At 48.2% G+C, this 5,414-nt stretch carries 4 protein-coding genes; 1 reads left to right on the forward strand and 3 read right to left on the reverse strand.

The window, feature by feature from the left end:
* The 3 genes from ACI4J0_RS11495 to ACI4J0_RS11505 all read right to left on the reverse strand — a co-directional run.
* Nucleotides 1-1,580 (reverse strand): substrate-binding domain-containing protein (locus ACI4J0_RS11495; protein ID WP_439765953.1); only part of this gene is annotated, 1,580 nt, incomplete at its 3' end.
* Between the two features lie 94 nt (nucleotides 1,581-1,674).
* Nucleotides 1,675-2,799: a YibE/F family protein gene (locus tag ACI4J0_RS11500; protein WP_439765954.1), complete on the reverse strand. Its 1,125-nt coding sequence runs from the start codon at nucleotides 2,797-2,799 to the stop codon at nucleotides 1,675-1,677.
* Nucleotides 2,800-3,050: 251 nt separating this feature from the next.
* A complete protein-coding gene (locus tag ACI4J0_RS11505; RefSeq protein WP_439765955.1) occupies nucleotides 3,051-4,583 on the reverse strand; it encodes an alkaline phosphatase in 1,533 nt (510 codons plus the stop codon).
* Between the two features lie 538 nt (nucleotides 4,584-5,121).
* Between ACI4J0_RS11505 and ACI4J0_RS11510 the strand changes: the two genes are divergently transcribed.
* On the forward strand, nucleotides 5,122-5,414 hold a 293-nt coding region (locus ACI4J0_RS11510; RefSeq protein WP_439765956.1), incomplete at its 3' end, for a hypothetical protein.

Genomic DNA, 5,414 nt, shown 5'->3' on the forward strand with positions numbered 1-5,414 from the left:
CCCGCAAGGTCGGTCCTGCCGTCGAAAACTCTTGCATTGGTAAGCTCCGCAAGCTCATTCAGCTGTCCGTCCTCGGCGTCGCCGAACATTATGGAAAAAACGGGGATATCATATCCGCAGGAGTTATATTTGCTGATAAAATCCTCACGGCTTCTGGTTTTTGACGCGCCGTCCGACATTATTATCACCGCAGGGCAGTAATCCGACAGGTCGTAATTCTGTACAGCTTCTTCTATCCCCGCTGCTGCCGCGGAGTACATATCTGTACCCCCTTCCGGCTCCTCGGCTGCTATACAGCTGTAAAGGTCCTCAAGGACAGCCTCCGAGGCTCCCTCGGCAGTATATACCGAGCGCACATCTCCATCAAATATCACGGCGATGTTTACCTCGTCCTCCGCCGCCTGCAAAAGATTTTTCTCCGCATTTTCCGGGAGAAGTATCTGTCCCATCGCCTCCACAAGCTGGCTGTTTCCCTCGCCTCTCATACTTCCCGAAAAATCAAGGCAGTATATGTTTAAAGACGGCTTGCGGAAGGCTGTCTGATACAGAGCAAGCGCCTTCATAAGCGTTTCCTCCGAGGGCATTGTTATGGGTGAGAGAATTTTTTCGGTATCTATCCCCCACTGTGCATTGAAAATATCACCGTACTGCGAGTAATCCTCGGTAAATCCCGTTCGTCTGCCCGTCTGACGGATCTTTTCCTGTACATCGTCCGACAGAAGATATTCCTGCACCTCAAGAAAAGCCTTTTCCTTATCCTTGTTGCCGTGATCTGCATAGGCAAGAGGAGAGTCGGCAACGGTAAGCCCGTCATAGGGATATACCGCATAAAGCGGCTCTCTGCCCTGTGAAACAAGCTCTCTGTCTGCGGCTATGATAAGGGATTCGTAATTCACCATTGCGTCGTAATCCCCCGCAAGGAACATATCCTTGAGCCAGTCGGAGCTGCCCGAGCTTCGGTCAATTCCCGAAAAAAGAGAGGATATTTTTTCTTTCAGCCCGGGAGAGTCAAGGTCATCGGAGGTCAGAGCCGAGGTCTTGCCCGTCAGTGCATAGAGAAAGCCAATATATGCGCTTGCTCCCGAATTGGACTGAGTTGCGCTTGTCATACAGAAGCTAAGCTTTCCCGAATTTATGGCGTCAAGGATATCATTTACGGAGACCTTTCCGCTTGTGAAGCCGAGATTTTCCGCCAGGGACTTTTTTATCCCGAAAACAACGGGCGATGATGAGATCGACTTATCGTGCTTGATGATATGCATATCGTCCCCAAGGGAAAGCCATATGCCTGAGGCGGGCCACACAGCGTCATATTCCTCCGCGCCGTTTTTCAGCTCGTTCATGATATCCACCGAGCCTTTGTAGGTCATTTCAATGCCCACGCCCGTTTTCTTTGAACATTCCGAAAGGATATCCGATAGCTCCTTGTTTTCCGAGCCCGATAATATCCTGATAGTTTCCTTTTCAAAAACGCCGCCGCCAAAGCTGTTTTCCGAAGCCGTATCCCGTGACAATGCGCAGGAGGAAAAAATGCCCGCGGAAAAAAGTGCGGATAGGATAACACACAATGCTTTTTTCATACAAAACCGTCCCGTAAAAAATATTATTTAATATATTATGATACTGCAATGTAAAATCGGCTATCCGCGGTTTGCAAAATCTGTGTAAAACCTATTATTTTCCGCTTTTCTCCGTGAGCAGGACGCCGCACGCCAATGCCGTTAGAGGTGCAACGCTTACAAGTCCGAAGCTGCCCACAACGGTATGCACTATCTCTGCGGCAACGTATTTATAATTCAGGATATTTCCGAGAGGAGTGCCCTGCGCCATAAATACCATCAAAAGCGCGCAGCAGCTTCCCGAATATGCAAGCAGAAGCGTTGTGGTGATGGTCCCCATAGCAGCCCTGCCCACGTTCAGTCCCGACCTTATCGCCTCCATGCGGCTGATATCGGGCTTTTTCTGTATGACCTCATAAACCGCAGATGTTATATCCACCGCCAGGTCCATTACCGCTCCCGAGGAGCCGATAAATATGCTTGCCATAAATATCCTTGTAAGGTTCAGGTCGCTGTAGCCGTTATACAAAAGGCTTTCGGAAAATGACATGACCGCTCCGTGGATCTTGAACATATCCGTAAATATCATTCCCGTAACGGCAGTAGTGATAATGCCTGCTCCCACGCCCAGCGAAGCCGCCGCAGTCCGTCTGTCAAAGCCGTATACCAGCGCGATTATCATCACAGAAAGCAGCAGGACGATCATCCCGCCCGTTATTATGGGGTCAAAGCCTTTGAGATACAGCGGCACCAGCACCTTCCATATCGAAAGCACCGTCACCGCAAATGACAGCACAGCCCTTACTCCCGTCTGTCCCGCAAATGCTGCGAGAAAAACGATAAATACTGCTGCCAGAATAAGCTCGCCCGTAAGGCGGTAATGGTCCACCATTGTGACCGACAGTATCTCGCTGCCCCGATAGCTTACAAGGACATACGCCTTGTCACCGACGGCAAATATCTTATCCTGCTCAAGAGAGCCGTTGAGCATATTCACAGCCTCGGTCTCCTGCCCCTTGAACAGACCGCCCAGCAGCTTTACTCTGCATACCTGCTCGCCCTGCCTTACAAGCCCTGTGTCGATTATGGCGCTGTTGTCGCAGGAGATCACTCTTGCGGCACAGCGGTCGCTGCCGGTATATGTTGCTGCCCCCTCGAAGCCTGTGGGGATAAGCAGCAATAATACTATCAGAAGCAGCGCTGCAATAACAGGCGCATTATATCTTATTTTTTCTGTCATTTGCATATATCCTTTCGGTTATTATAATTAGCGCCCTCATACATCGGAGCATGAGAGCGCTTATACTAATAACCAATTAACCTATGGACAAAATACGGCGGCTATAATACGCCAACTCTGCGTCAAACTCCCTTGCCGGGCGACAGCCCGCCTGCGGTCGTTTTCCTTGATTTGTCGTATTCTATCCACCGTCTTTATCCATAGAACAATTGGTTATTAGTATTAGGAGAAGAATTTAAAGAGAAGATCGTTTACTGAACATTTGTCAGCAGAGCAAGCTTGTCATAAATATCGGTGTTATCGTAATATCCTCCGAAAAGCTCCTGACCTGCGCCCTTTGCGAATACCGCAACGGGGAGTCCTGTGTGAGCATATGAGCTGAAATTGATGCCCGATTTGTTGTTGAGAATGTGTGTGATAGTTACGGTAAGAGGCTCGTAGGTGCCGTAGAGGATATTTTCCTCATCGGTAAGCTCCTCCTCGCCGCCGCTTAAAGACTTGTCATATGCGGCTCTGAGCTTTTCCATTTCCCAGTCGGTGAGAATGAGATTGGGGTCGGTCTTGTCGGTGGCATTTTCGGGAGCAACAAGTCCGAAAAGTCTCTGAACATCCTTCAGGACCGTTTCAAAGGAGGTGCCTTTTTCCTTGTACTTTGCAACATATTCGCTGTCGAATTTAGCGTAGGATATCTTCTGATTTTTAAGATTTGCAAGATATGTATCATAGTTTGTTCCTGCATAGCCGATGGTCAGACCGCCTGTTTCGTGGTCGCCTGTTACAAGGATAAGGGTCTCGTCGGGGTGTTCATTGTAAAACTCCACTGCCTCAGCAACTGCAAAGCTGAGAGCCGCTGTATCGGAAATTGTTGAGCCTGCGTCATTTGCGTGGCAAGCCCAGTCTATCTTGCCGCCCTCGACCATCATAAAGAAGCCCTTGTCATTGTCGAGCACCTCGATGCCCTTGTCAACATAATCCGCAAGAGTCCATTCATCTGCCTTGCGGTCCTTGTGGTAGGACATTGAATCGCTGTCTGCGAGTGTTTCGGCAATTACGATGGACTTGCCGTCCTTTGCGGAAAGCTTCTCGGCTTCTGCCTGAGTTTTTACTACCTTGTAGCCAGCGTCCCGGGCTACCTTGTAGATGTCCTTCTTATCTCCGTCGGCACCTGTGGGCTTGAGCAGTGCGCCGCCTGCGAAATAATCAAAGTCGCTTTCCACCATTTCAAGTCCGATCTCATAGTAATTCTTTCTGCTTGCCTGATGCGCATAATATGCCGCAGGAGTAGCGTGGTTGAGGTTAACGGTGGTAACGATACCTACCTTATAGCCGTACTGCTCCTTGAGCTTTTCGGAGATAGTTTCATACTTTGTTGTAAAGGTCTCGTCCATATTGATGGTGCCGCTGTAGGTCTTGTGACCTGTGGAGAGGGAGGTCGCAGTAGAAGCGGAATCGGGGCAGAACGATGTGGAATCATATGTTGACGCCGAACCTGCAACGGGGAAATTCATAAAGTTCAGTACCTTGGTGCTGTCAAGGATATCGTTGTTATTCGTATCATTCAGAGCGGAATAATAGTCGGCGGTCGCCTGTATCTGAGGATAGCTCATACCGTCTCCGATAAACATGAAGATGTACTTGGGTGTTTTTCCCTTATACTGTGAAGCCGAGGCGGTGGTCTTTACCGAATTGTCATTCTTGGTGTTTGCCGCATAAACCGAGCTTACTGTTGCCGTTGCCGCAACTGTTACCGCAGCAATAACTGCTGCCGCTTTTCTGAAATTCATAATAGATCTTTCCTTTCGTTTCCGTACCGCAGATATTGTTTTGTACGGCGTTTCTGTTCAATAATTTTCATCTGCGATTTTATTTTATATCCCGAATGTAAAATCTGTAACCTCAAACGGTCAAAATGTATGTAAAATAATCTGCGGGTGACGACCTGCGGCGAGGCCGCGCTGTTAGTTTACGAGAATTGGTCAGCTTTGTTTCCGCGCCGATAGATTTTACTTAAATTATAAAGCAATATAATTTTGCTTAAAATTATAAGCGAGTATGCAGTTTGTATTTGTGCTTTTATACTAAAGATCAGTATTATGCTAATCTTTAGTATAAGTGTTACCGTGCCACAAATGAGAAAATTTTCCGAAATATCCCAACGAGGTCGCCGCGGGGCGTCCCCCGCCGCCGCGGGGCGTCACCCGAAAAAGAACACACCTGCCTGCTATGTCATATAATAAAGGGAAATATAAAATGCACATCTGCGGCTTTGCCCGCAGGCGGCTGTAATATATTTCATATCCGGTCAGAAAGGAGTTTACTGAGATGACAAATTTGTCGGAGCATCCGAAGCAGACATTTGTCAGGACCTTTGATATAGAAGCCATATCCATTCCCATCGTATATAATAAATACGGCGATCACGACCCTAACGGTATGCTGTATGTGCTGAAAAAGGATTCCGAACGTATAAAGCGAAAGGCACGGGAAAATTATGAAATGCAGCCCCCGCAGCCTTACAGGGAGGTGCAGCCTCTTGTTATCAGAGCAAACAGGGGCGATGAAATAAGGATAAACTTTTACAACAGCCTCGGACGAAAAGCGTCAATGCACGTTCA

The sequence above is a fragment of the Huintestinicola sp. genome, from assembly GCF_051882455.1.
Classification (GTDB): Bacteria; Bacillota; Clostridia; order Oscillospirales; family Ruminococcaceae; genus Huintestinicola.